Genomic DNA, 26,270 nt, shown 5'->3' with positions numbered 1-26,270 from the left:
ACAAGCATTATGATTTTTAGAAAATTTGGGAAAGCGAAATGAAGGTATTTGCTATCAATTGTTTAGTTCTGAAAACAGATTATGCGGGACGATAAATTAGAAGCTCAAAACTTAGGGCAGTTCACTGTAATCAGTGCTGTAGTCTGGGTACTTGTATTTGCACTGACAGTATCAGAAAGTTTGTTTTATTACCAACTTCACAATGAACCAGCCCCTTACAAACGAATCATTGTCAATGATTTATTCATTCTTTTTTGGGTTCCTTTATCACCTGTCTTGTTTGTGGCCATTTGTCATTTGTTTGCTCGAAAGAAAGGTTGGTTGTCATTCGCTGTTCAATTGTTTGGGTTATGCATGCTAGCCATTGCGCTCATTTTAGGTGTAGAGTCCATGATTCACTTCTTGAACGATGCTAATGTGGAGGAAAACGGAACTTATGGGAGCGTTTTTGTTCAACTGATTACTTTTAGATTACAATCCAATCTGGTCCTGGGTCTTGGTTTCATGGCATCTTGTGTAGCCTATTTGAGTTATTCAGAATCGCAAACCCTTTCGCGTAAGCAAACAGAATTAAATCAAAGTTTAATGGCAGCTCAACTGGGCGTTTTGAAAGCTCAAATCAAACCTCATTTCTTGTTTAATTCGCTGCATGCCATTTCAGGGTTAGTGTTGAAAAAAGAAAATGATTTGGCGATTACAGTAATAGCCAAACTCAGTGATTTACTACGTGAGAGCATAGAGATGGATAGCCAAAAGTGGATCACTGTCAAAGAAGAGATTGATTTTATAAAAAGGTACTTGGACATTTACATTCTTAGATTTGGAGAAGACCTAAAGTGTGAATTTGAGCTAGAAGGACAAGTTGAAAATTTACTTATTCCTCCAGCCTTATTACAACCAATTGTTGAAAATGCACTGGTACATGGAGTGGTACCAAATGACAATAGAGGTACTATTACAATCTGTATACAGAAAGAAGAGGAATCTGTGCAGATATCAGTTCAGGATACAGGTTGTCTCGATAATAAACCAGAATCAGGAGCGAAAGAGGGGTTAGGTCTTTCGAATACACGAAAACGATTGTCATCTTTATTTCAGGATGACTTTAGTTTAGGCTTTGACAATAATTTATCCATGACCAAAATTGTTTATCCAGCTTTCACAACTGAGCCATGAAATTGAAAATACTCATAGCTGATGATGAACCGCTGGCCAGAGAGATAATTGTTTCTTATCTCCGGGACTTCGAAGAAGTAGGTAGTATACATGAAGTAGCCAATGGGATAGAAGCGGTTGAGCAAATTAATCAGCTGTCGCCTGATCTACTTTTTTTGGATATTGAAATGCCAAAAATGGATGGAATTGCTGTCTTGGATAGTCAGCAACTGACACATCATCCAGTGGTAATTTTTACCACAGCCTATAACCAATTTGCAATAAAAGCCTTTGAGCTCAATGCTACGGACTATTTGATGAAGCCCTTTGATAGGTCTAGATTTCATGCATCGATGAACAAGGCACTAGAAAAAATAAAGCTTTCAGGGCTCGTTGATTTTCATGAACAATGGACTAAAGTCAACCTGGACTATCAGAATACAATTATTCAAGACCAGGAACCATTATACCCATCCAAGATTGTAGTAAGGGATTCCAAAAGGATCAAGCATATTCTTACTACAGATATTCAAAGCATTCAGGCAGCAGGTGATTACATTGAAATTATTGACCATCAAGGTAAATTTTTGTTGTATAAGTCCATTTCAGAAATTGAATCTAAGCTTGATCCCAAAAAATTTAGACGTATTCATAAGTCTCATATTATCAATTGTGATCACATCGTAGAAATTCGACCGCATACCAACTCTGAATATTATTTCCATCTGACTAATCAAAGCGTGATTAAGTCAGGAAGGACTTACAAAGACAAGATCATAGATCTCACGAAAGGCACCTTCTAACAGTTTGTCGAGTATTCATAACAGTTTGTAGAGAACCTTTCCAAAAACTAAGGTCAACTAACCTATGCTGTGTTTCTTACGAAAGAATAAAGGCTCAAACTCATGAAAACATTTTTTATTAACACACCACCTAACAAAGATTCTTCGGTTAAATGGTTGAAGACCGGACTAGTGATACTGCTAGTCTGGCTTCAGCCTTTTTCATCTTCATTGGCTCAGGAGCTGTTTATGGAAGGCCAAGTGTCTACACCATACAAAGAAAGAGATATGACTATTTCACCAGATGGTGATCATATGCTCTATTCCATTCATAGCTACAATGACGACCAAAGGATGATCGTAGAAATGAAAAAGAAAAAGGATCAATGGAATGAATCTTCAGTCGTTTCATTTTCTGGAAAATATAAGGATATCGAACCCATGTTTTCTCCAGATGGTAAGCGCTTATACTTTGCTTCAGATAGACCCTTATTCGACGGAGACGAAAGCAAAGACTATAATATTTGGTATGTTGATAGAATTAAGGACGGATGGGGAAGGCCAATGGCATTGGATACGCTAATCAATACAGCTGGCGAAGAATTCTTTCCATCCGTGTCGATTAAAGGTACGCTCTTTTTTACGGCAACTAGATCAGATACAAAGGGCAAGGAGGATATCTATTATAGTTCCTTTATTGATGGTAAGTTCTCCGAACCCATGAGTATGGATTCAGCTGTTAATTCCGCGACTTATGAATTTAATTCATTTATTGATCCTGAAGAGAAGTTTTTGATTTTTAGCTCATACAAGCGAGCTGATGGCTTTGGCGGTGGAGATTTGTATATTTCTTATAACCAAGATGGTATATGGCAACCAGCCATTAATCTTGGGGACAAGATCAATTCTGCTAAGCTTGATTATTGTCCATTTGTCTCTAATGATGGTAAGAATTTCTACTTTACGAGTAGCAGAAAGGAAGCAAAAGAAGTGCAGACTATTTCAGAGTTGCGTGATGCACTTAATCGTCCTAAAAACGGCTTTGATGATATCTATATAATTTCTATGGATGAGTTACCCAGGTAATTATATGATTAACAAAAAAAGCCTGTTTGATTCAATATCAAACAGGCTTTCAATTATTACGCTAAATGAGTTTTAGTTATTACTCATTTTTTCCATTTCTTTTTCAAAGGTCTCTTTGAATTTTTCGTAGTCATAATCAATCTTCAATCGATCGTCATTTTTGATTCGTTGTTCGATAGCTTCTTGAACAGCATCAGCTTTCATTTCTACAGCCATGTAACACTTGTATTTTCCAGTTTTGCTATTTTCAGTCAATTTTTCACAAATCACTTTTACGTCATTCAATTGCTGATCTACAACCTCACGGTTGAGTGATTCAAAACGCTCTTCTATCTCTTCTACATTATTAAATTCTCTAGAATTAGAATAGTTATCAGTCGTGCTTTTTACCGTTGTTTGTACCTGGCTAGCCAATGCCGCTTTTGCATTGCTGGTTGCTTTTTTACGAGCAATTTCTAAATCACTACTTTCTCCAGTGGCATAAGCTCGAAAGTTCTTTTTGTCACTTCTGTAATCTGGTCCTGAGCAGTGTAGGACTATTTCGCTTTCTCCTTTGGACGATGTTGGCTTTGGAGAACCTTTACATCCTATCATAAGACCTATGGTCGCTAGGATGGCTATGGTGTTGATGTAATTGATTTTCATAGTTATTTGTTTTAATTAGTCTATTTTTATTCTGTTTATTTCGGGTAGTATTTCGTATCTAAGTTTAGTCTCCATCAGTGTGAGCGCTTCTTCTTTTGCTTTCATTTGTGATCCGGATTTTACACCTTTGATATCTGACCTTGTCGTTTGATAAACTACTTTCTCATTAGATAGTTGTATGATTTTTATGGAGAAATTTAGTGTTTCTCTATATAAGTTGTATCGTTCGTCATGGGTGCTCTCCAGCCATCGGCCATCAATTTCTACTGCAAATACCGCATGGGTTTCATCTGAAACTTTATTTACTAAATAGCTCGTCATAATCGATTGAGCAGATGACATGATAAGATCCTGGTCATTACCACCTGAGGCTACTCTAAAGATCGCAGCTTGTGGTTCAATTTTTACATTGATCCGATCTGTTGGGGCATCTTGCTTTTGAGAAAACATCGCTCCAATAATATTTTCAGTTGTTTTCTTTCCAAATATTTTACCCAAGTCTAATTCAACCTCTATAGGTTGTGTACTATTTGCAGGTACATTAACCACTGGCAGCTGAACCAAGCCGTTATTATTGCTTTTGGCAGACTGAAATGTCTCTATCGGTTCTCCATATTTCCCTATGAGCAATGGCAAATCCTTGGCCGGAATGTCCTTATATCTTGCGGTAAAAACTGGCAATTCACCAATTCCTAATGGCATAAATACGATAGGGTCCTGAGAAGCTCTAAAGGAAAGATTAGCAAATGTTTCGGCAATAGACTTATAATTATGGTTGGCCAGGTCAATTCTTCCATGTTCATGAATGAAAGCTGATAGATCTTCATTCAAGTGCGGAGTGATGGCATCGAATGATTGTCTGTATAGTTGTAGAGCAGTACCAATTTCTCCTTTTTTTCTTTCCTCATGTGCCTTTTCTAATAATGAGATAGACAGTTTTTTTGCCTTATCAAGTTTCTCCTTTTTGATTCTTTTATACTCTGCAATATTCAATTGATAGTATACCCAATATTCTCCCTTTTTGGTATAGGTATCAACTAATTCATAGCCTTCTAAATCATCTTCAATCTTTGTTTTTGTCCACGATTCATAAGTGTCTTTAAGCACATCATTTTCTTCTAATTGGTGAAAAACTGAAGTAGAACTGAGTTCTACGGAGATTTCAGATATAATATCGGCCAGTGCTTTATTTTTAGCTACTTGATTAAAATCTCGTTCTGCTACAGAAACTCTTGCAATCCCTATGTAATAGGTATCTGAGATTGGGCGCTTTTTTACCCAACTTGGAATTCTAGCTGTTGCACATCCGGAGGTACCTAAAAGTAATAGAAGGAATGTGAGATGGATAAGGCTTCGCATGGGTTTTGTATTTGAGTTTATCTTAAAATTAATCGTTTTCTTCTGAGTGTTAACAAATTTATTGCCAAGATAATTGACGAACGAAAAAAAATGTTTTTAGGTCTATAAAAATGGCTCTTTCGGGTCATTGGAGATTGATTTTGAAATATTTATTTCAACTTTAAAACTTTTTCACATCCATGTACATCTTAGTTGTGAAAGAAAAAACTCATTATGACTATGAAAATAATAAATACACTTGCGCTGGCTATACTCATGTGTTCCACAAGCTTGGCACAATCAGTTACACTAGGAGATGTCTATCCGAAAGAGGTGAAGATTCAAGGCTTTAGTGTCTCACAAAATGGAGAGGTAAATGTTAATGGATTGGGAGCAGTTTTTGAGGATGATTGGAAACTTCTCATTTACTATGGCTGGATTATGGATGCAGATTCTCGAGAAGTAGTTTGGCACTTGTTTGACTATATGAAAGACGAAGACATTGATGGAGAAGATGGACCATTCAATTTCGACGGTAAGATTTCACTGAAGAAAGGAAATTATGAACTCTATTTTGCGGGCATGTATGCTACTAGAAATTGGAATAGAGGAAGAGACAATGATTGGTATTTTGATGGATTGGGCGACTCGATGGATTGGCTGTTTGGCTCAAGAAGAAGAGAGAGCTACCGTAGAAGCGCACAGGATGATTTGTATATAAAAATTGCTGGCTCTGGAGTAAAAGCTGCAGATGCTAGAAGTTTCTTAGATAAGAAAACAGATGATGCCATTGTCTCTTTTACTAAATCTAGAGATAACAAACGTTTTAGCGAAGGCTTCACATTGACTGGTTCCACGGAATTACAGGTTTATGCTTTAGGAGAAGGAAGTGATGGGGAGATGTTTGATTATGCCTGGATTACGAATGCCAATACTCGCGAAAGAGTATTTGAAATGGACTACAGAGATGCTAGATATGCGGGAGGAGCAAGAAAGAACTTGAAAGTGAACGAAAAAATTACACTACCGAAAGGCAGTTATTTAGTTAATTATACAACTGACGATTCGCATTCATTTGAAAAGTGGAATGCACTTCCACCAGATGATATCCAGTTTTGGGGAATATCTGTATGGGCAGAGGGAAGTAACAAAAAAAATGTAGTTGCCTATCAAGAGCCAAAAACTGTTAAACCAATAGTTTCATTGACCAAAGCGAGAGATGACGAAATGATTGCCAAAGGAATCAGCATCAAGAAGGCTATGGATGTAAGGATTTATTGTCTTGGAGAAATCACCGGAAGTGATAATATGGCTGATTTTGGTTGGATAGTAGATGCTTCTACCAGAGAACGAGTATGGAGAATGAAACCTTACAAAGCCAAACATGGGGGTGGCGCAGATAAGAACAGATATGTAGAAGAAGTAGTTAGCCTTGATCCTGGAGATTATATCGTTTACTATGCTACAGACGATTCACACGCCTATGGTGATTGGAATTCGAGCCAACCTTATGAACCAGAAATGTGGGGGATCACGATTTGGGCGACCAATGAATCAGATTTGAAAAATGTTGTGCCATTTCATCCAGAGGAATACAAAAATAAGAATGAGTTGGCAGTACTCACTATGGTAGGAGACCGAGCATTAGTGAAAAAAACATTCTCATTAAATGAAGATTCAAGAGTTAGAGTCCTAGGAGTAGGTGAAGGTAGTGGTGGTGAAATGTACGACTATGGTTTCATCAAAAATATGGATACTGGCAGAATCGTTTGGGAAATGGACTATCGTAATTCTGATCACGCAGGAGGAGCTAGAAAGAACAGAGAATTTAATGAAACAGTACTTTTAGAAAAAGGGACTTATCGCGTCTATTATGAAACTGATGGTTCCCATTCATACAGAAGATGGAATGACGACCCACCGAGCAATCAGGAAATGTGGGGAATTACAGTACTCAAGGAAGATAAATAAAGAATTTCACCAAGCTGTGCTTCATTGCACTGGAAAGAGATTGTCTCAAAAGTAGTATTTATCTTATCGCGTCACATTGAGCTACGTCGAAATGTCTGTCTGCTACAAGCAGTAAGGTTTCGAGTACCCGACGGTTCACCGCGCGACGACGCTCCGCTCAGTCTGACAGTTTGAGGGGCTTTTGAGACAGTCTCATTTTATTTGTATTACATTTCCAAATGACCTAGTAATCAAACTATTTAACGTAATTTTGCACTTATAATAAATGTCAACACCAGGCTGTGAACCTGGCAATAAAACATAATAATGAGTACAAAAGGACGAGTGCTTGTGGCCATGAGTGGTGGTATAGATAGCTCAGTAGCCGCAGTGATGCTTCATGAACAAGGATATGAAGTCATCGGAATGACAATGAAAACCTGGGATTACAACTCCTCAGGTAGTAGCAAAAAAGAAACAGGCTGTTGCAGCCTCGATTCTATCAACGACGCAAGAAATATTGCGGTCAACTTAGGATTCCCACATTACATTTTAGATATCAGAGAAGAATTCGGTGATTATGTAATCAATCATTTTACCGACGAGTATCTGGCTGGGCGCACACCAAATCCATGTGTTCTGTGCAATACCCATATTAAATGGGATGCATTATTACGTCGGGCAGACAAATTGGGCTGCGATTTTATTGCAACAGGTCATTATGCCAATGTACGTGAAGAAAACGGCAGATATGTTATCAGTAAAGGGGTGGATGAAATGAAGGACCAGTCCTATGCGCTTTGGGGTGTTTCTCAACAAAGCTTGAGCCGTACACTTTTGCCATTGGGCCACTTGAAAAAGTCTGAAATCAGAGAGATGGCGAGAGAGAGAGGATTTACAGATCTTCTCAACAAGTCAGAGTCTTATGAAATCTGTTTTGTACCTGACAATGACTATAGAGGTTTCCTCAAAAGAAGAGTAGATGGGCTGGAAGAAAAAGTTACCGGTGGTCAATTTGTATTGGAAGATGGGACAGTAGTTGGAACACACGAAGGTTATCCATTCTATACCGTTGGACAAAGAAAAGGGTTAGGTATTGCCTTGGGCTTCCCAGCCTATGTAGTAGAAATCAACAAAGAAAAGAATCAGGTCGTATTGGGTACGTTTGATGAACTTTCCAGAGATGGTATGTATGTGAACCAACTGATTTTGGGTAAATACAGCAGCTTATCGGAGCGCATGGACACTGTTACCAAAGTACGATACAATGACTCTGGCAATCCGGCCGTTATAGAACAGGTAGGAGATACCATGAAAGTATTCTTTGGAAATGGAGTGTCCGCTATTGCTCCTGGTCAGGCAGCGGTGTTCTATGAAGGGAACGATGTCATTGGTGGTGGGTGGATCAGCAAGAGCTTCAATCAAACAAATCAGCGTGCGGTATAAATTATTTCTTTTTTTGGCATCATTTTTAATGAGTTGTTCAGAATCCGAAGTTGTTTTGGATTCAGATCGACTCGGTCTTCATTATTTCCCTTTGGAAGTAGGAAATTATAGAATCTATGATGTGGAAGAGAGCAATTATTCAGTTTTGGGAGTGACAACACAGAATTATCAACTCAGAGAATTCGTGGCTGATTCAGGACTAAATGCAGGTAATAATTTACAATATATTATTCATAGATCAACCAGAATTAGTGATTCTGAACAATGGCATTTGGATTCGATTTGGACCGCTCAAAAATCAACAAATGTAGCTGTCCTTACAGAAAACAATGTGCCGTATGTGAAAATGAGTTTTCCCATAGATCACCAGCTTGAATGGGATGGAAATGGAATGAATAGTTTAGCTAGTGAGACGTATTGGTATAATACGGAATTGCCTGATACTTTAGTGTCAGATTCACTATACCAAGATATTGTTCAGGTAGTTCAAAATGACAGAGGAGAAGATATTTTAGGTCTGGAGAATCGTTCTGAAATCTTTGCACCAAACATAGGGATGATTATCAAAGAAAGTGTTATTCTTAAATATTGTCAGACTGAATGTGAAGAGGAGAAAAAAATTGAATCTGGAAGAGAACTAATAATGACAATAAAAGAATATGGAAAAGAGTAAAGTAGTTCTGTTTTTTGTGATTCTTGGTTTGACAGTACAAGTTGCCGTTGCGCAAACCAACCGATATGTAGTCTATTTTAGCGATAAAGACGGTTCAAGCTATACTATTGAAAACCCTTCAGAATACCTGTCTGATAAAGCTATTGAAAGAAGGGAAGCTCAATCTATTGCTATAAGTACAGACGATTTCCCTGTAAATGAAACGTATGTCACATCAGTCAAAAATACCGGCGCTGAAACTTACTTTACCTCCAGGTGGATGAATGCTGTGTTAGTAGAGGCAACTGAAAGTCAACTGGCCACCATAGAGGCACTTGATCATGTACTCAAGACGGAGTTAGCTGCTCCAGGTCAAAAATTAAATGGCACACCAGATCCGATTAACAATACCAGAACAGATGCTGCCCCATCTAATATCAACAACATCAATTCTAATAAACAGCTTAACATGCTTGGTGCAAATTTGATGCATCAGGATGAAATCACTGGTGAAGGTGTTTGGATAGCTGTTTTTGACGACGGTTTCTTAGATGCAAACAAGTCGGCAGTTTTTAGTCATGTTTATGAAAATGAAAAACTGAAGGATGTATTTGATTTTACTACCGGTGGGCAGGATGTTTTTCAATACGATGATCATGGTACTGGAACTTGGAGCTGCCTTGGAGCCAATCTAAGTGCTTCTTTTATCGGCACAGGTTATCAGGCAGATATTAGCTTATATGTAACCGAAGATGTAAGCTCTGAGTATAGAATTGAAGAATACAACTGGTTGTTTGCAGCAGAAAGAGCGGATAGTGCCGGAGTTGACATCATTACTTCATCCTTGGGATATAGTGATTTTGACGATTCATCTATGAATTACTCGATAGCAGATCTGGATGGAAATACTTCCGTCATTTCAAAAGCTGCAAGAATGGCCATTGATCGTGGGATTTTGGTGGTAACCAGTGCTGGAAATTCGGGTAATGACAGTGCTTGGCCATATGTGGCTATGCCTGCGGATGTGAAAGATATCATCGCAGTAGGAGCCCTAGACAATGAGTATAATCTTGTGTCATTTAGTTCAATAGGACCAACGGCAGACAACCGAATAAAACCAGAAGTGGTAGCCTTGGGGTACCAGACCACTGTTTTAGGAGAAGGTAATGTGATTGTGAAAAAAAATGGTACCAGTTTCGCAGCTCCTTTGATTGCAGGATTTGCTGCAGGGCTATGGCAGAAATTTCCTACGTTAACCAATTTGGAATTGAAAGACCTGATATTGTCCTCTTCTGATAATTTTTCAATTCCCAATAATAAAGTTGGGTATGGACTGCCCAATTATAGTATAGCTGTAGGTGAAGAGCCACTAGCTGTATCAAAACAAAATGAAGATATGCTTACTGTGTATCCTAATCCAGTATCAGGAGATCACATCAATTTGGTCATAGAAAAGGGCAGTATTTCTATGCCAGTTAAACTAAAACTCTATTCTCAGACAGGGACGCTGCTCAATGAAAAAACTATTAAAAAAGCTCGAAAAGGACAGGTGACTGAATTGGCCTTCAATCAAAAAGGGCAAGGGATTTACTTTCTTCAAATAGAAAGTGAGTCTTATTTTAAAAATGTTAAAATATTGCGCTACTGATTCTCAGGGCGATGTATATATTGCGTCCGATTTGCAGCAAGTCTTACATGGCCAATTACCTCAAATATATCTCGTTCGCTATTATTGTCTTTGTGAACCAACAAGTATTACTGGCTCAGGAATCCATTGGTATCCAAGGGCAAGTAGTAGATTCTCTTGATCAGCCGATTAGTGATGTTCTTGTTTTACTACTACCAGATTCTACTTCAACAATCACCGATAATAAAGGAAGATTTGCTTTTAAAAATTTCAGTGCTAAACCAACACAAATCGTTTGCTCACATCTTCAATTCGAAAGGCTAATTCTAGAGGCAAATGATCAGGTTTCGTTTAGTATCAAGATGAAAGTAAATACACAATTACTTTCTGGAGTTGATATAAACGAGAAAAGATTTAGAGAGACCCAAGAAGTAGGGAATATTGAAATCAGTGCAAAAAATGCATATACATTACCGTCAGCAACAGGTGATTTTAGCAAAGTCTTAGCCACCTTGCCAGGTGTGACTAGCAATAATGAGCTTGCTTCTGTATACTCTGTAAGAGGGGGGAATTATGATGAGAATTTAATTTATGTAAATGGTATAAAAATCTACCGACCATTTTTAGTTAGCGCCGGAAGACAAGAAGGATTGGGGTTTATCAATACTGATATGGTTGGTAATGTTCAATTTTCAGCTGGTGGATGGCAAGCGAAGTATGGAGATAAGTTGTCTTCAGTACTCAATGTGCAATATGAAGAACCAAAAACAAATCAAGCGACAGTCAATTTAAGTCTCTTGGGTGGTAGTCTGCATTTTGGGGGTATCAATAAAAAAGGAGACCTGAATTACTCTTTTGGAGTGAGGCATAAGAACAGTAAATATCTTCTTGGCACCCTTAAAACAAATGGCAATTATTTGCCCAAATTCACGGATTTTCAAGGCTTTGTTAACAAGAGATTTGGTTCGAATACGACGCTAGGGTTTCTGATATCTTCAGCGCACAACAATTATTTAACTCTGCCAGAATCGCAGGAAACAGAATTTGGAACCATTCAAGCATCATTTAGAATGTCGACTGCTTTTGAAGGAAGAGAACAATTGGATTATCATACGAATCAAGCAGGAATAATACTTACGCATGCTTTTACTGAAAATATCATATCCAGATTTACTGTATCCGGCGTACTTTCTAGTGAACGTGAAAATTATGAAATCGAAGGTGCCTATTTGTTATGCGATGTTAATCGTGAACCCGGATCTAATAGATTTAATGAGTGTGTTTCGATCAGAGGTATTGGAAGTAATTACTCCTATGGAAGGAATAAATTGGAAGCAAAAATTCTCACAGTAGACCAAAACAATGAAATCTTTTTGGGTGACGATGTTTTAGCTTTTGGTATGACCTGGGACTATGAAAATCTCGATGATCAGCTGAAGGAGTATGCGTTTACAGATTCTGCCGATTTTGCAAACGTCACGTATTCGGCGGACAACTCTATTGATATAGAGTCTCACAAAATAGGAGGGTTTGCACAATATACACTCAACGCTGCAAGTAAAAAACATACTTTGAATGTAGGAGCTCGGTTGAGCTATTGGACATATAGTGGTCAGTTGTTGATTAGCCCCAGATTGCAATACGCATATAGTTTTGGACCTCAGAGAAGGACTTCTATTAGATTGTCTTCGGGACTTTATCAGCAACACCCATTCTATAGAGAGTTGAGAAATCGTGAGGGAGAGATCAACCCTGAAGTTAAAGCTCAATCGTCTTTGCATGTAGTCGGAGGAATGGACCATTTCTTTCAAGCCTGGGGAAGACCATTTAAACTCACGACAGATCTGTATTATAAGCACCTATGGGATGTAAATCCATACGATGTGGATAATATAAAAATACGATACTTCGCGACCAATCAAGCCAAAGCCTATGCTTATGGTGCAGACTTCAGAATCAATGGAGAGTTCATAGAAGGAACGGAGTCCTGGTTTAGCCTTGGTTTGCTTAAGACGATGGAGGATTTACAAGAAGGAGAGGGTTTTATTAGACGACCAAGTGATCAACTGGTCAATTTGGGGATTTTCTTTCAAGACCACATACCGAATGATCCCAGTATTAAAGTAAGTGTGAATATGCTATTTGGAAGCGGATTGCCTTTTGGTCCACCTAGAAATGATACTTATCGAAATAAATTTAGTGGTGATGAATATTATCGATTAGATCTGGGGTTTTCAAAAAGTTTTGAATTTGAAAATGACAAAACACTTACTCCTAACACTTTATGGATAGGGTTGGAGGTACTTAATGCGTTAGGAGCAGAAAATACAATATCTTACACCTGGATTCAGGACGTAGTCGGCAATCAATTTGCAGTACCAAATACATTATCGGCAAGATTTTTGAATGTCCGGGTCATAGCTAAATTTTAAAATTTCAAACCATTTAGAAAACCATTCGTGAAAAAGAAAATATCTGAATAATTTCATGTGATATTTTGCAAATCAATTTCATTCGTGAGAATTCTAAATAAACAAATCATAACAAGATGAAAAGACTGACTCTAATTTTAACTGCCGTAGTATTAATGACCTCATGTTCTAGAACGGTTACACGTGTGAGCCCAGATCAGCAGATCGACTTGAGTGGAAGATGGAATGATACAGACTCTAAATTGGTTGCTGAAGAAATGATCCGAGACGTTTTGAGCAGACCATGGATATCTGATTTTAAAAGTAAAAATGATGATCGGCCAGTAGTGATTGTAGGTATGATTGCCAATAAAAGCTCTGAGCACATAGAAGCCGAAACATTCATTAAAGATGTGGAAAGAGAATTTATTAACTCTGGAACTGTAAGAGTAGTACAAAACTCCGTGTTTAGAGAAAAGCTTCGCGAGGAGAGAGCTCAGCAGGGTGACTTTGCTTCAGTAGAGACACAAGCTAAATGGGGTAAAGAGTTAGGTGCTGACTTTATGATGTTCGGTGTAATCACCTCTGTGACTGATGCTTATAAAAAAGAGAAAGTAGTAAACTACAAAGTGAATCTAGAACTTGCCAGCATAGAGACTAGTGAAAAAGTCTGGATAGGCGATAAGGAAATCAAGAAATTCATTAAAAACTAAGACTAACCTTTTCATAAACTTCTCTTCAGTTGATAATGAAACGAATTTATCAAGTACTACCGCTTTGCTTTTTGCTAAGCTGCGCTACCTACTATCAAATGAATTTGGTGTTTAACCAAGCATTTGAAAGTGGAGATATGGTAGCAGCAGAAAAGACGCTGGAGGCTAATCCAAAAGCTGCGGATAGTAAAGAGAAGTTTCTTTATTTTTTGAATCGGGGTACGATAGCTGCTATGCTAAATAAGCCAGAGGAGAGTAATATCTACTTTGAGAAAGCTTTTATTTATGGAGAAGATTATCGTACTAATTATTTCAATGAAGCCGGGGCATATGTGATCAACCCTACCATCATTGAATACAAAGGCGAAGATCATGAGCATTTGTTGTTGCTCTACTATAAAGCCCTCAATTACATTAAGCTGGGTGACCGGGAGTCTGCACTGGTTGAATGTCGTAGGCTAAACAATCGACTACTTAAACTCAACGACAAATATAGAAGCGATTCAAAATATAAGCGAGATGCTTTTATTCACAATTTGATGGGTTTGATTTATGATGCTGACCGCGATTATAACAACGCTTTTATCGCCTATCGTAATGCATATAATATATACAAAGAGGATTATACCAGAATGTTCGGTGTTAGTCCGCCTACGCAATTGAAAAAGGACCTTTTGCGGACGGCTTATTTGATGGGATTTCAAACTGAACTCACGCAGTATGAACAGGAATTTCAGATGCGATATGAACCAGAAACGGAAGAAGGTGGGGATTTAGTATTTCTATGGAACAATGGATTGGGACCAGTAAAAGATGAGTTTTCAATAAATTTCACCGTCGTTCATGGAGAGACAGGGATGATCACTTTTGTTAATGAAGAAAGAGGATATAATTTTTCATTTCCCATTGAGCAAAATGATGATGATGAAGATGGAGCCGACCTTTCTGATTTAGAATTTTACAGAGTTGCAATTCCAAAATATAACGAGAGACTTCCGCTATTCAATCAAGCCTCGTTGACCGTCAATGACAACAGTTATAGTCTGGAAGCTGCTGAGGATATAAATAAAATTGCATTCTATTCCCTGGAACAAAGAATGGGGTTGGAACTGAGCAAATCACTTTTGCGATTAGCACTCAAAAAATTGGCTGAAAAGAAACTAAGAGAAGAAAGCGAAGGGTGGGGAGCTGTTTTAGGTGCTGTAAATGCCTATACTGAAAAAGCGGATACGCGAAATTGGCAAACTATTCCTCATACCATTTATTATACACGAGCGCGCTTGCCTGTGGGTGTAAGCACGGCAACCTTGAATGTGAATAGTGGGAGAGAAATATCTCAAGACCATGAGTTTACTTTTCATACTCAAAATGGGCAAACCATATTCCACTCCTTCTATTCTTTAGAAACCATTCCTCAAGGTATACGCAGCCAGTACTAGTTGATTTTAAGATTAACAGCTTCTACTACTTTTTTACTATTACCTATGAAAATTTCATTTTCAACGATGAATACTGGTCGTTTTAGAAATGTGTATTCTTCCAATATAAGCCTTTTGTAATCTGATTCAGACAAGTCCTGCTGAGCCAAACCCATAGACTTATATTTCATTGCTCTCCGACTAAACAATGATTCAAAGCTGCCACTTAGATTTTTCATTTCATCTATTTGTTCTGCAGTGATGGGTTGCGATTTGATGTCCTGCATATCGAAATTAGATTCCGTTATACCCAATTCCTTTATGATTCTGATGCAAGTGCTGCATGTGCCTAGATAGTATATTTTTTTCATTTAACTATGGTGTGAAAATATTGCGGCTAAGATAATTACAATTGACAATTCACTGGATTATTAGAGCTTTTACTTGACATATTGAATCAATGGGTATTTATTCGTGGTTGGTTTAACTGTTAACTATTAATAATAATATAAAAATGAAAAGTGTGAAGTTGAAAAATAGCCTTCTAGGGTTTGGACTTTTGGTGGCTTGCTTGGTAGTTGGTCCAAATACTATGGCACAGGATGCTGAAATAACAAGCGAGGAATTGACTCAGTACGCTCAAGTGTCAGCGAAGATTGATTCATTAAAATCAGGAATGAAAACCAAAATCAGCGAAGCTGTTAAAAGCAACGAATTGATGGATGGTGGTAGATTATACAATAAGCTAAACAAAGCTAAGGGTGATGAAGCTAAAATTGCCGAAATCGGTGCCACAGAGGAACAGCTTGCGGCATATGCTCAGATTCAAGAAGATATCAAGGCATTCAAAGCAGAATTCAAAACTCAGTACACAACAGTTGTGAAGGAAGAAATGGGCACTGGTACTTTCAACAAAGTAAAAAAAGCACTTAAAGCTGATGCTGCAGTCAAAGCACAGTACGACGAAATAGTGGCTTCATTGACGGCAAACGTTGAAGAAGTAGAAGGAGAGGAGTAAGATCTTTCTTAAAATAACATGAAAGGCGTGCCCCTAAAGCACGCCTTTTTTGATGGTGAGTTTTTCTAATTCGACAATAGGTGCTAAATTTCTAAAGTATCAAACTGCTCAGGAATGTTTACAGAATACGAAATTGAAACGCTCATTGAAAATGAAGTCATTAAAAAAGCGACCTTCGAACTAAAAAAGGAATTTATTAAAAACGAAGCCCCTTATCTGGAGATCTCAGACCAGGACTTCTTCTCACTCATTGTCATGGCACCTACTGTGGGTGTTGCCTTGGCGAATGGTAGTGTGAGCCTATGGGAGGAAATGGCCCTGAATAAAAAGGCTCGAAAACTGTCTAAAGGTGGATATTTTATGAAGAAAGACCCTGTCGTTTTTGGTCTGAAATATCTAATCAAACAATATGACAATTGGGAGGAAGAGTTTCTTAAAATCATCAGGCTTACCATGGAGGAGTGTTTTGATGTGGCTCGTTTGGAAGCTGATTTTGATACTAACAAAAAAGTAACTGAGTCAGAATACCGAGATGAAGTTCTGAAATCACCTTATATTTTCATTCGATTTTTGTCCTCTTTCTTTCTGAATGATGATGAAGACATTATCAGTCCCAGAAAAATTTCGAAAGTTGATTTCGGTCGAGTACAGTCAATAGGAGAGAAATTGGGGCTTCATAAAATTCCACTCTTCCATTACTTCTGTAGTACATTTATTGTTAAATAGCTCGAAGGAAGATATTACCAAAATTTATTTCCTTTCTCGTCGTTATTTCATCAATTTGTGTAAAATTTTGAAAACTTGATTTTTAAATTCAATTTCCCTCACATTCTATTGGGGCTTTTAGCTCTGTTTAGCTTTTCGCAGTGTAGCGACAGCTCTGATTCTAATTTGGATCAAGCGACGATAGACCGAAATGCTATTGAAGCATATATTGCTGAAAACGACTCAAATGCCGTAGCTCATGAATCAGGTATTTACTATTCTATTTTAGATACTGTACCCACTGGAGCTGAAACTGGAGGTAGGATTCTTAGTATTTATTACTCTGCCAAAGTACTGAACGGAGATGCTTATGACATCAACAGCAGGGCAGATGGCGATGATTCGGTGAAATTAAAGCAAGGCATTGACGCTGTGTTTCCTGTAGGATTAGATATTGGTCTTGGACTCATGAAAGAGGGGGAGATCTTTAGATTTTACATTCCATCTACGCTTGGATATCAGGACTATTCCTTTAGTTCTTTAATTCCAGAAAACTCAATCCTGGAAATAGAGGTTGAAGTGGCTGCAGTCCAAGGTGAAGATGACATCATCACCGCAGAATTAGACGCAATAGATCAGTATATCATCAATGAAAATCTGAATGATACGATAGCTCACCCGAAGGATTCTGTGTTGTTTCTACCTGGTCAGCAAATTTATTATAAGAGACTAACTGAAGGGACAGAAAATGATACGTTGAGAAACAATGATTTGTCAACCATCAGTTATGTCGGCAGAACATTAAACGGTGCGGAGTTCGATCGTAGGACGAACGCAGCACCACTCACCTATACTTTTGGCGCCAATGTGATCATCGCAGGTTTAGACGAGGGTATATCTCAGATGGAAAGAGGAGAAAGCGCACTAATTATCTTACCTTCGCACAAGGCGTATGGTGAGAGTGTATTTGTAATTCCATCGTATAGAAAACAAGATTTTGTGGACTTAGAAATTATTCCTTTATATGCAGCTAAAGTAGCGCCATATGAAATTGTCTTATTTGAAACCAGCCTATTAAATAATCCCTAAACTAACGATCAACAGGTAATTGAAATTTAGACTGTTACTATATCTGGTGTTGTTTTCTTTGTCTGTACAGGCACAGGAATACCCTATAGACCCTGATGATATATATCGATCTCCCGTTCGAGCAGTATTAAATCAATTTTCCATCACAGTTACTACGGGTTTCAATTCCACAAAGTACAGTCATGATTTGAGCGGTTTCTGGTACTTACAATCAGCTACTGAACAATTCATCTCTCCTAACACAGGAGAACCATTAGGTACCGAGTTTGATGTATATGACAATTGGTTTAATAACCCAGCTTTATCTCAGGCAGTTGTACTCATAGACACTTTCGATGTGCCTTATCCACCCATTGCCAATCCTGTCAACAATCCGTTGCTACTCAGAGATTTACAAGCCTACAATGCGGATTCACTGGGCTTAGGATTTAAGGGAAAAAGTTGGGGGATACCTATAAATCTGCGATTAAGATATAATTACAAGAAATTTAGAGTAGGACTAGGATTGGGCTTGGAGTTTCATACGGTCAAATCGATGAGTCCTACGATCAATAATATGAACATAAGAAATTATGAACCAAACTTTAAAAAAGCAGTCTTTTTTAACTATTATCTGAATCTGGGGTATAGGTTTTATGATTTCTGGGATTGGTCATTTGCGGGCGAACTTGAAATAGGTAAACAAAACATGGGTAAGAAATTTAATAAGAGCTTGATGAACAAAGGGGTATATTTCAATCTGGGAGTTTCTATTGAGAAAAATCTATCGGAATATTTTCGCATCATCATAAAGCCTTCTTACGACTTTAAAAACTACACGATGAGGGTTCCAGAAACTGGTCTGAATGTGCAACACAAGAACCCAACGTTTAAGGTCAATTTCGGTGTGAGTATTACAATTCCTGAATTGAGAAGGTCCCCAATGAAAAGTGACCATGTCCAGCTCAAACATTTGTACACAGACCCTCAAACCGGACGTGTAGAAGAGGTGAGAGGTCAGCCCATTTGGAAAAAACAAAATCCAAAAGTTGGGGAAAATCACCGAAAACTCTGGCGATATAAATACAAAAACAGGAAGAAATTAAACCCCTATTAATCACTCCGTGAAGCGTTGATATTGACCTCTTATTTTATAGCAAAAAATAGTTTAATTCTTTAAGCCATATTGTTCGTTCAGATAGTGAATTTTAGGTAATATTTTAGTTAAATTGCGCACTTAATTTTGCTTGTCAATATTTAAAATTTTATGGCTGAAGACAACGAAAACCTACCCTTAGGCGATCAGAATATAATTCCTATCAATATTGAAGATGAAATGCGTGGTGCATACATTGATTACTCAATGTCAGTCATCATTTCAAGGGCATTGCCAGATGTGCGAGATGGTTTAAAACCTGTCCACAGAAGAGTGCTTTACGGTATGCTCGACCTGGGCGTACTTCACAATAGAGCGTACAAAAAATCTGCAAGAATTGTAGGGGAAGTGCTGGGTAAGTATCACCCACATGGTGACTCTTCTGTTTATGACACCATGGTGCGTATGGCACAGGAGTGGTCGTTGAGATATCCATTGGTAGATGGTCAGGGTAACTTTGGATCCGTAGATGGTGATTCACCTGCAGCGATGCGTTATACTGAAGCCAGATTGAAGCGCATGGCAGAAGAGCTTCTGCATGATATCAATAAAGAAACAGTTGATTTTCAGCCCAACTTTGATGACTCCCTCAAGGAGCCTCAGGTATTACCTGGTAAATTTCCGAACCTCCTGGTAAATGGTACTTCAGGTATTGCCGTAGGTATGGCTACCAACATGGCACCGCATAACCTCACTGAGGTAGTGAATGGTACCATTGCTTATATCGATAATAATGATATTGAGATACCTGAATTGATGGAGTACATCACAGCTCCTGATTTCCCTACTGGAGCTACGATTTATGGCTATCAAGGGGTACGTTCAGCATATGAGACGGGTAGAGGTAGAGTAGTACTTCGTGCGAAAGCCGAATTTGAGACTTTGAAATCTGGAAAAGAGCAGATCATCGTATCTGAAATTCCTTATCAAGTCAACAAAGCCAGCATGATCGAAAAGACAGCTGCTTTGATTAACGATAAAAAATTGGAAGGTATATCTGATATCAGAGATGAATCGGACAGAGATGGTATGCGTATTGTATATGACATCAAAAAAGATGCGATACCAAACATCGTTCTTAATAACCTCTACAAATACACGCAACTTCAGTCTTCTTTTGGTGTAAATAATGTGGCCTTGGTCAAAGGACGTCCACAAACACTCAATTTGAAAGACTTGATCAAATACTTCGTAGAACACAGACACGAAGTGGTGATCAGAAGAACTCAGTATGAGCTGAATGAAGCTGAGAAGAGAGCACACATCTTAGAAGGCTATCTTATCGCGCTAGACAATCTGGATGAAGTGATCAATTTGATCAGAGCTTCAAGAGATCCAGAAATCGCTAAAGCTGGTTTAATGGAGAAGTTTGGTTTGAGTGAAATTCAAGCCAAAGCTATTTTGGAAATGAGGCTGCAGAGACTGACAGGTCTTGAAAGAGAAAAAATCCAGAAAGAATACGATGAGATCATGGAATTGATCGATCACTTGAAAGCGATCCTTGAAAGTGAAGAGATGCGAATGGACATCATCAAAGAAGAGCTCACCGAACTTAGAGAAAAGTATGGTGACGAACGTCGTTCAGATATAGAGCACGCCGCAGATGATTTCACTGCAGAAGATATGATTCCGGATGAGGAAATGGTGATTACTATTTCTCATGAAGGATATATCAAAAGAACACCATTGACCGAATACAGAACCCAAGGTAGAGGGGGCGTTGGATCTAAAGGAGCTACTACCAAAACCGACGATTTTACGGAGCATTTGTTTGTAGCTTCTACGCACAATTACTTGCTGATTTTCACTGAGTTAGGTAAGGTGTTCTGGAAAAAGGTTTGGGAGATTCCTGAGGGTCAAAAAGCCACCAAAGGACGAGCTATTCAGAATTTGATCAACATTGAAAGTGAAGATTCTATTCGAGCAGTGATCAATGTAAATACACTATCTGATGAAGATTATATCAAAAATAATTTCATCGTGATGTGTACGAAGCAAGGGGTGATTAAGAAGACTTCATTGGAAGCCTATTCAAGACCACGTCAAAATGGTATCAATGCGATTACCATCCGCGAAGGAGATGAATTGTTGAATGTGAATTTGACTAATGGCAGCAACCATATCATTATTGCTAAAAAATCTGGCAAGGCCATTCACTTCAATGAGCAAGATGTTCGCCCAATGGGAAGAACAGCAGCTGGTGTGAGAGCGGTGAGATTAGAAGGTGCTGATGACCGAGTGATAGGTATGGTATGTGTGGCTAGAGAAGAAGCCAATTTACTTGTAGTTACTGAAAAGGGATACGGTAAGCGTTCTGAAATTGATGCTTACAGAATTACCAAAAGAGGTGGCAAAGGAGTGAAGGCCATGAACATCACTGATAAAACTGGCGCGCTTGTTGCAATCAAGGAAGTGGTTGATACAGATGACTTAATGATTATCAACAAATCAGGGATCACCATTAGACTGGCTGTAGGAGATCTGAGAGTAATGGGAAGAGCTACTCAAGGTGTTAGACTGATTAAATTAGGAGATAAAGATGAGATTTCATCTGTTGAGAAAATTGAAAAAATAGAAGGAGATGAACCGGAGGTAGAAAACCAGGAAGGTGAATCACCATCTGATGAAAATAAAGACAAAGAGTAAATTAAACCAGATAGTAGGGCGAAAGCCCTAGATAAACATTAGAACTATGAATACAAGTAAACTGTTCGTGCTCACATTCGCTTTATTATTGAGTGTAGCATCTTTCGCACAGAAAGGGTCAGTAACTAAGGCCGATGCATATTTGACTAAAAACGAGTATGCTAAAGCGAAAGCTGAGATAGATGTGGCTATTACTATTGAAAAGAATGCTTTGAAATCAAAAACTTGGTTTGTAAGAGGTAAAATCTATCAAGCCATTGCTACAAGTACAGACGAAGCGGTATCCGCTTTAGATCCAGACGCTTTGGACAAATCAGTAGAAGCTTACAACAAAGTGATCGCTATGGACAAGGAAACAAGTCCAAACAATCTGATCTCAAATACAAACCTAGATGCGATGTGGGGTAACTATATCAATATTGGTGGTACCGTATATGGAGAAGAGAAATTTGACGAGGCACTGGCAAATTTTGAAAAGGCACTAAAAGTAAAGCCTACTGATTCAGTGACTTTATTGTACGCTGGTGTTGCTGCTCAGCAGTCAGGCGACAATGACAAGACTTTAGATTATTATTATCAAATGGTTGATGCTAATGTGGCCAATGGCGATGTGTTGTCTACGTTGATCTATTTAGAAAGAACACACAAAAAGGATGACAATAAAGCGTTAGAATTAGTCAGAAAAGCTAAAGAATTGTATCCTGCAGAATCTAAATTCGGTCAGGAAGAAATCAGTTTACTTTTGACTATGGATAAAGTAGATGAAGCTAAAACTAAACTAGAAGCTGCAATCAAAGAGGATCCTACCAATGTAAATCTTCACTTGAACCTAGGTGTGTTGTATGACAACCTGGGTAGTGCAAAATTAGAAGCTGGTGAGAAAGAAGTAGCAAGAGAAAACTACAACAAAGCGAAAGATGCATATATCAATGCGATTGAAGTAGACGCTGATAACTACGTAGCAAATTTCAACACTGGTGTTATTTATGTAAACCTGGCGAAGGAATACTACGACGAAGTGCGTGACATGAATTTGAGAGATTATGATAAATATGGACCAGCTAAAATTGAAAAGGCTGACAAAATCTTGAGAGAAGGATTGCCATATATGGAAAAAGCAACGACTATTCAACCAGATGATATTTCAGGATTGAAAGCACTACAGCAGATGTACACACAATTGAAAATGATGGATAAAGCGGAAGCCATCTTGGATCGTGTAGATGCGCTAGAAGCAGGTCAATAAAAGACAAACGAAGTCTTTGACTTCAAAGCCGGGTAACCAGAACAAGCATATTTCGTATGTTTGGAAATGGTTGCCCGGTTTTTTTATGTCCTGATGTTGACTGCTTTGTCCTATCAGGGATTTGCTCAAACAGAGCATATAAGGAAAAGCATTTACTTTCCTGGCGGGCAATACTATATCACACCTTATCAACTATTAGAACTCCGGCAGTTTCTTGATTCTATCCCAGATCTCAATCATTTTAATATTACGATTCACAGCCATACAGATAATATTGGAGGCGCAGCTTACAACCAGTGGCTTTCAGAGATGAGAAGCGCTACTACGATTCATGAATTGATAGATAATAATGGTATTCGTGTAGAATCTATTGAACAAAAGGATTTTGGTCAGTTCAATCCAGTGTATAACAATGACACCCCACAAGGCAGGCAAATGAATAGACGTGTAGATATCATTTTTTGGCCTATTGCGCTTTGATCCCGGAGCTACTTATTGATAGAATAAGTTGAAATTCTTATGAACTAAGAAGTTTAACAGCTTTTGTACGGAATAGAAATCCACTAAAATTGCATCTATTCATGAAAGAACAACTAGCTGAATTAATCCTTCGGGCTACGAAAGCCAATGCCATTATCCGTACCACAGAAATCCAACAACTCTGGAGCGGCTATGGCCAAATTCTGAGGTGCGAACTGGCAGGAGGGAGTTGCCCCTCCGTGATTGTAAAGCATGTACAACCACCCAATGAAACCAATCATCCACGAGGCTGGAATACTAATCTATCCCATGAAAGAAAACTCAAATCCTATCAGGTAGAAATGAGCTGGTATCAGGATCTGGCCAAACAATGTGATGATCACTGTCGCTTACCAAAAACGTATCTTTTGCAAAATCAGGCAGATGATATACTGATGATCATGGAAGACCTGAATGCTTCGGGTTTTCCACTCAGAAAATCAGATGTTGAGCTAAAAGACGTCAAAGTATGTCTTAAATGGCTGGCACACTTTCACGCTAAGTATATGAATGTGAGATCTGACGAACTATGGTCGATAGGTACCTACTGGCATTTGGATACCAGACTGGATGAATTCAATGCCATGCAAGATTTGGAATTGAAAGCAGCAGCTAGGCAAATCGACGAGACGCTCAACCTAGCCAAGTATCAAACCCTGGTGCACGGCGATGCTAAATTGGCCAACTTTTGTTTCTCTGAAGATAATATGCGTGTGGCAGGTGTAGACTTTCAATATGTTGGGCATAGTTGTGGCATGAAGGACGTAGCTTATCTCTTAAGTAGTTGCTTGCATGAAGAAGACTTAACTCATTGTGAATCAGGATTATTATGTTTTTACTTTGATGCCCTTAAAAAAGCATTGAGTAAGTACAGCCAACCAGTTGATTTTGAGCAGATTCAGCAGGAGTGGAGTCACTTATATAACTATGCCTGGGCTGATTTTTATCGCTTTTTAGACGGCTGGAATCCAGGCCATTGGAAAATGCATAGCTATAGCGAAAACATTAAAAACAAAGTATTAAAGCAATTGTCTTGAAGCTGAATACTGACGATATCCAAGCACTGGCACAATTGGCCCAGGAAGCGGCCTTGATGGCAAGCGAGTACATACAGACGAAAGCTAGAGAATCGCATACTATTCAACTGAAATCTGGTGTAGAAAATTTGGCAACTCAAGTAGTGACTGCTGTGGATATCGAAAGTCAAAGGTTAATAATTGATCATTTGTCTGCGAGCTTATCAGCCTACGATCTAGGGCTGCTCACAGAAGAATTGCCTGATGATGGCTCCAGATTCATCAAAGATTATTTCTGGTGTATTGATCCTCTCGATGGTACGCTGCCTTTCACGGAACAAAAAGCTGGCTATGCAGTTTCTATAGCATTAATTGACCAAGATGGAACACCGATCATCGCTGCGGTAGCAGATCCTTATCATCAGGATCATTGGGTGGCTATCCATGGGAGTGGAGTACAAAAAAATAATGTACCTTATCAATTTCAAGCCAATACAGAAAAATTAATCGTACAGTTGGATAGAAGCTTTTTGAAATCAGATGCCTATGAAGCTACAGTTAACGGTTTAGAAGACATTTGTAGTACGCTAGGTTATCACGACTATCAAATCCATACCGGATATGGTGCGGTGATGAATGCTATGACGTTATTGGAAAGTGGATCAGGATGTTATGTTAAATGGCCTAAAGTAAACCGTGGTGGTGGCTGTATTTGGGACTATGCAGCTACCAGATTGATCTATGATGAGTTAGATTTGCCAGTGAGTACTGCCAGCGGTCATTTGATTCCTCTGAATCAAAAGGACGTGTATATGCATGCGCATGGAGTGATCTATACCACGCATCGAACAGTACATCAAGCACTCATTCAGCTGGGCAAGAACAAAATTGATAAGCAGTGTAGTATATGACAACACCTTCAGAAGAACCACACAATCACAGACCGATACCTAAGCTCTTTTTTGATGATTTGACCGGATCAATGATGGATCATTGCATTTCTTGTGAACAAAATTTGCTCGATCAGGAAATTCCATATTTCATAGAGAAAGCGATCAAACCGCAGCTGGGCTACGAGGTATATGCAACGATCTTTGAATACGCGATGTGTGTAGATTGTATGCAGCAGCACAAAAGCAAGATCTCTGCGTCATCTATGGCCAATATCAATAAATATTTCCAGGAACAAATCGACTTGAGTCGTAGGCAGTATCTAGTAGTCAATGAATTGTTTGATGATTTGAATCTGTGGCTGGAGTATTGTGTAGCCACGGACAAGCATATCAAAACGATTGGTGAGTGTCAGATCTATGCACAGTGCATCGGAGATCAATTGGTGATGGGTGAATGCCCATACATGATCAGCGGCGAAGCGCTAGATGCTGTGGTGGGATTATTGTCAGCAGAAACCATTGACGGTTTCAACAAACTCAAAGACGAGCTGGTAGGGCCGTCAGAATTTCAGGATTTACTCCAAGGTGGTCCCAGGGTATTACTTTAAGTCTTGAAGGATATAATAAAAGCCGCTGATCTTATATAGGAGTGCCTTATTATGTTAAATAGAATGAGAGGTTTTTGCTAATTACAGGGGAGGTGGCATCTACTACTTGCCATTCCATGATTAATATCAATAGAGAACTTCATATACATCATGTTTTCCCAATACTGTGCGT

23 protein-coding genes are annotated in these 26,270 nt (G+C 38.5%); 20 read left to right on the top strand and 3 right to left on the bottom strand.

The features are described 5' to 3' along the window. Positions 1-81: 81 nt before the first annotated feature. From ACOQO5_RS10410 to ACOQO5_RS10400, 3 genes are all read left to right on the top strand, one after another. Positions 82-1,176, top strand: coding sequence for a sensor histidine kinase (locus ACOQO5_RS10410; protein WP_420581630.1), 1,095 nt, complete (start codon positions 82-84; stop codon positions 1,174-1,176). Further along, positions 1,173-1,958, top strand: coding sequence for a LytR/AlgR family response regulator transcription factor (locus ACOQO5_RS10405; protein WP_420581629.1), 786 nt, complete (start codon positions 1,173-1,175; stop codon positions 1,956-1,958). Before ACOQO5_RS10410 ends, ACOQO5_RS10405 begins: the two co-directional genes overlap by 4 nt. A 102-nt stretch (positions 1,959-2,060) precedes the next feature. Next, entirely contained in the window at positions 2,061-3,023 is a 963-nt protein-coding gene (locus tag ACOQO5_RS10400) for a hypothetical protein (protein ID WP_420581628.1), read from the top strand. Positions 3,024-3,095: 72 nt separating this feature from the next. Here the strand turns inward: ACOQO5_RS10400 and ACOQO5_RS10395 are convergent, their stop codons facing one another. Together ACOQO5_RS10395 and ACOQO5_RS10390 are read right to left on the bottom strand one after the other, a co-directional pair. Then, positions 3,096-3,668: a hypothetical protein gene (locus ACOQO5_RS10395; protein ID WP_420581627.1), complete on the bottom strand. Its 573-nt coding sequence runs from the start codon at positions 3,666-3,668 to the stop codon at positions 3,096-3,098. A gap of 15 nt (positions 3,669-3,683) precedes the next feature. After that, the gene (locus ACOQO5_RS10390) at positions 3,684-5,027 is read right to left on the bottom strand and encodes an LPP20 family lipoprotein (protein ID WP_420581626.1); all 1,344 of its coding nucleotides are present in this window, start codon (positions 5,025-5,027) and stop codon (positions 3,684-3,686) included. Between the two features lie 219 nt (positions 5,028-5,246). On the opposite strand from ACOQO5_RS10390, the gene ACOQO5_RS10385 reads away from it, so the two are divergent. From ACOQO5_RS10385 to ACOQO5_RS10355, 7 genes are all read left to right on the top strand, one after another. After that, the gene (locus ACOQO5_RS10385; protein ID WP_420581625.1) at positions 5,247-6,977 is read left to right on the top strand and encodes a hypothetical protein; all 1,731 of its coding nucleotides are present in this window, start codon (positions 5,247-5,249) and stop codon (positions 6,975-6,977) included. A 306-nt stretch (positions 6,978-7,283) separates the two neighbouring features. Then, positions 7,284-8,402 (top strand): tRNA 2-thiouridine(34) synthase MnmA, encoded by a 1,119-nt coding sequence (gene mnmA / locus ACOQO5_RS10380; protein WP_420581624.1) that lies wholly within the window; start codon positions 7,284-7,286, stop codon positions 8,400-8,402. 13 nt (positions 8,403-8,415) lie between these two features. After that, entirely contained in the window at positions 8,416-9,075 is a 660-nt protein-coding gene (locus ACOQO5_RS10375) for a hypothetical protein (protein WP_420581623.1), read from the top strand. Further along, positions 9,062-10,702 carry a S8 family peptidase gene (locus ACOQO5_RS10370; RefSeq protein ID WP_420581622.1) on the top strand — a complete coding sequence of 547 codons (1,641 nt, stop codon included), beginning with the start codon at positions 9,062-9,064 and terminating at the stop codon, positions 10,700-10,702. The genes ACOQO5_RS10375 and ACOQO5_RS10370 overlap by 14 nt, the downstream gene beginning before the upstream one ends. Before the next feature lie 47 nt (positions 10,703-10,749). Next, positions 10,750-13,113, top strand: a complete 2,364-nt coding sequence (locus tag ACOQO5_RS10365; protein WP_420581621.1) for a TonB-dependent receptor — start codon at positions 10,750-10,752, stop codon at positions 13,111-13,113. A 116-nt stretch (positions 13,114-13,229) separates the two neighbouring features. Continuing rightward, positions 13,230-13,805 (top strand): penicillin-binding protein activator LpoB, encoded by a 576-nt coding sequence (locus tag ACOQO5_RS10360; protein WP_420581620.1) that lies wholly within the window; start codon positions 13,230-13,232, stop codon positions 13,803-13,805. A gap of 35 nt (positions 13,806-13,840) precedes the next feature. Further along, positions 13,841-15,244, top strand: a complete 1,404-nt coding sequence (locus ACOQO5_RS10355; RefSeq protein WP_420581619.1) for a COG3014 family protein — start codon at positions 13,841-13,843, stop codon at positions 15,242-15,244. Here ACOQO5_RS10355 and ACOQO5_RS10350 read toward each other — a convergent pair. Further along, positions 15,241-15,594: an arsenate reductase family protein gene (locus ACOQO5_RS10350; protein WP_420581618.1), complete on the bottom strand. Its 354-nt coding sequence runs from the start codon at positions 15,592-15,594 to the stop codon at positions 15,241-15,243. The two genes, ACOQO5_RS10355 and ACOQO5_RS10350, sit on opposite strands and share 4 nt — an antisense overlap. A gap of 143 nt (positions 15,595-15,737) precedes the next feature. On the opposite strand from ACOQO5_RS10350, the gene ACOQO5_RS10345 reads away from it, so the two are divergent. From ACOQO5_RS10345 to ACOQO5_RS10300, 10 genes are all read left to right on the top strand, one after another. After that, positions 15,738-16,241 (top strand): hypothetical protein, encoded by a 504-nt coding sequence (locus tag ACOQO5_RS10345; protein WP_420581617.1) that lies wholly within the window; start codon positions 15,738-15,740, stop codon positions 16,239-16,241. Between the two features lie 114 nt (positions 16,242-16,355). Then, positions 16,356-16,967: a hypothetical protein gene (locus ACOQO5_RS10340; RefSeq protein ID WP_420581616.1), complete on the top strand. Its 612-nt coding sequence runs from the start codon at positions 16,356-16,358 to the stop codon at positions 16,965-16,967. A 75-nt stretch (positions 16,968-17,042) separates the two neighbouring features. Further along, a complete protein-coding gene (locus tag ACOQO5_RS10335; RefSeq protein WP_420581615.1) occupies positions 17,043-18,035 on the top strand; it encodes an FKBP-type peptidyl-prolyl cis-trans isomerase in 993 nt (330 codons plus the stop codon). A gap of 19 nt (positions 18,036-18,054) precedes the next feature. After that, complete coding sequence (locus ACOQO5_RS10330) at positions 18,055-19,131, top strand: hypothetical protein (protein WP_420581614.1); 1,077 nt, start codon at positions 18,055-18,057, stop codon at positions 19,129-19,131. 150 nt (positions 19,132-19,281) lie between these two features. Beyond that, complete coding sequence (gene gyrA / locus ACOQO5_RS10325) at positions 19,282-21,816, top strand: DNA gyrase subunit A (protein WP_420581613.1); 2,535 nt, start codon at positions 19,282-19,284, stop codon at positions 21,814-21,816. A gap of 46 nt (positions 21,817-21,862) precedes the next feature. Then, positions 21,863-23,062 carry a tetratricopeptide repeat protein gene (locus tag ACOQO5_RS10320; protein ID WP_420581612.1) on the top strand — a complete coding sequence of 400 codons (1,200 nt, stop codon included), beginning with the start codon at positions 21,863-21,865 and terminating at the stop codon, positions 23,060-23,062. Between the two features lie 66 nt (positions 23,063-23,128). Further along, positions 23,129-23,542 carry an OmpA family protein gene (locus tag ACOQO5_RS10315; protein ID WP_420581611.1) on the top strand — a complete coding sequence of 138 codons (414 nt, stop codon included), beginning with the start codon at positions 23,129-23,131 and terminating at the stop codon, positions 23,540-23,542. A gap of 101 nt (positions 23,543-23,643) precedes the next feature. After that, positions 23,644-24,618, top strand: a complete 975-nt coding sequence (locus ACOQO5_RS10310; protein WP_420581610.1) for an oxidoreductase family protein — start codon at positions 23,644-23,646, stop codon at positions 24,616-24,618. Next, entirely contained in the window at positions 24,615-25,508 is an 894-nt protein-coding gene (locus tag ACOQO5_RS10305; protein WP_420581609.1) for an inositol monophosphatase family protein, read from the top strand. Before ACOQO5_RS10310 ends, ACOQO5_RS10305 begins: the two co-directional genes overlap by 4 nt. Then, a complete protein-coding gene (locus ACOQO5_RS10300) occupies positions 25,505-26,098 on the top strand; it encodes a hypothetical protein (protein ID WP_420581608.1) in 594 nt (197 codons plus the stop codon). The genes ACOQO5_RS10305 and ACOQO5_RS10300 overlap by 4 nt, the downstream gene beginning before the upstream one ends. Positions 26,099-26,270: the final 172 nt, after the last annotated feature.

It is taken from the genome of Reichenbachiella sp. (assembly GCF_965223055.1).
In the GTDB taxonomy this organism is placed as follows: domain Bacteria; phylum Bacteroidota; class Bacteroidia; order Cytophagales; family Cyclobacteriaceae; genus Reichenbachiella.
Note: the sequence above shows the minus strand (reverse complement) of the source record. Positions and strands in the feature narration are given on the sequence as shown.

Excerpts from the sequence above, each read along its gene's own strand:
- ACOQO5_RS10390 (WP_420581626.1), bottom strand. The coding sequence starts at position 5,027 with ATGCGAAGCCTTATCCATCTCACATTCCTTCTATTACTTTTAGGTACC.
- ACOQO5_RS10355 (WP_420581619.1), top strand. The coding sequence starts at position 13,841 with ATGAAACGAATTTATCAAGTACTACCGCTTTGCTTTTTGCTAAGCTGC.
- ACOQO5_RS10315 (WP_420581611.1), top strand. The coding sequence starts at position 23,129 with ATGGTTGCCCGGTTTTTTTATGTCCTGATGTTGACTGCTTTGTCCTAT.
- ACOQO5_RS10405 (WP_420581629.1), top strand. The coding sequence starts at position 1,173 with ATGAAATTGAAAATACTCATAGCTGATGATGAACCGCTGGCCAGAGAG.
- gyrA (WP_420581613.1), top strand. The coding sequence starts at position 19,282 with ATGGCTGAAGACAACGAAAACCTACCCTTAGGCGATCAGAATATAATT.
- ACOQO5_RS10310 (WP_420581610.1), top strand. The coding sequence starts at position 23,644 with ATGAAAGAACAACTAGCTGAATTAATCCTTCGGGCTACGAAAGCCAAT.
- ACOQO5_RS10385 (WP_420581625.1), top strand. The coding sequence starts at position 5,247 with ATGAAAATAATAAATACACTTGCGCTGGCTATACTCATGTGTTCCACA.
- ACOQO5_RS10345 (WP_420581617.1), top strand. The coding sequence starts at position 15,738 with ATGAAAAGTGTGAAGTTGAAAAATAGCCTTCTAGGGTTTGGACTTTTG.
- ACOQO5_RS10340 (WP_420581616.1), top strand. The coding sequence starts at position 16,356 with ATGTTTACAGAATACGAAATTGAAACGCTCATTGAAAATGAAGTCATT.
- mnmA (WP_420581624.1), top strand. The coding sequence starts at position 7,284 with ATGAGTACAAAAGGACGAGTGCTTGTGGCCATGAGTGGTGGTATAGAT.
- ACOQO5_RS10365 (WP_420581621.1), top strand. The coding sequence starts at position 10,750 with ATGGCCAATTACCTCAAATATATCTCGTTCGCTATTATTGTCTTTGTG.
- ACOQO5_RS10350 (WP_420581618.1), bottom strand. The coding sequence starts at position 15,594 with ATGAAAAAAATATACTATCTAGGCACATGCAGCACTTGCATCAGAATC.
- ACOQO5_RS10370 (WP_420581622.1), top strand. The coding sequence starts at position 9,062 with ATGGAAAAGAGTAAAGTAGTTCTGTTTTTTGTGATTCTTGGTTTGACA.
- ACOQO5_RS10360 (WP_420581620.1), top strand. The coding sequence starts at position 13,230 with ATGAAAAGACTGACTCTAATTTTAACTGCCGTAGTATTAATGACCTCA.
- ACOQO5_RS10320 (WP_420581612.1), top strand. The coding sequence starts at position 21,863 with ATGAATACAAGTAAACTGTTCGTGCTCACATTCGCTTTATTATTGAGT.
- ACOQO5_RS10395 (WP_420581627.1), bottom strand. The coding sequence starts at position 3,668 with ATGAAAATCAATTACATCAACACCATAGCCATCCTAGCGACCATAGGT.
- ACOQO5_RS10300 (WP_420581608.1), top strand. The coding sequence starts at position 25,505 with ATGACAACACCTTCAGAAGAACCACACAATCACAGACCGATACCTAAG.
- ACOQO5_RS10410 (WP_420581630.1), top strand. The coding sequence starts at position 82 with ATGCGGGACGATAAATTAGAAGCTCAAAACTTAGGGCAGTTCACTGTA.
- ACOQO5_RS10400 (WP_420581628.1), top strand. The coding sequence starts at position 2,061 with ATGAAAACATTTTTTATTAACACACCACCTAACAAAGATTCTTCGGTT.